Annotated in this window: 1 protein-coding gene; it reads left to right on the top strand. The window is 40.5% G+C overall.

What is annotated here, in order from left to right; translation table 11 throughout:
* Nucleotides 1–56: 56 nt before the first annotated feature.
* The coding region (locus tag LKX83_RS32615; protein ID WP_227887431.1) for an LAGLIDADG family homing endonuclease at nt 57–259 on the top strand (203 nt) is incomplete at its 3' end.

The raw sequence follows: 259 nt of genomic DNA, 5'->3' as shown, positions 1-259 counted from the left end.
CTCCTTAACGCTTAACTAGAGGAAAGCATCACCCTATTACTCTTTGGTTTAAAAAGATGGGGATCTGGGATCGTCGATCTTACGAGAAAGCAATTCCTGCATGTGTATTCAAGCAGCCAAAAGAATCGATCAGTTTATTTTTACATCATCTTTGGGCTACGGATGGTTGTGTTTATTATAAGAAGGACAAGCAGGGAAAAATCTATTACAGCAGTACAAGCAAAAAGCTTGCCCAGCAGGTTCAACGTTTACTGCTTCG

It is taken from the genome of Cohnella baijiui, from assembly GCF_020731285.1.
GTDB lineage: Bacteria > Bacillota > Bacilli > Paenibacillales > Paenibacillaceae > Cohnella.
Note: the sequence above shows the minus strand (reverse complement) of the source record. Positions and strands in the feature narration are given on the sequence as shown.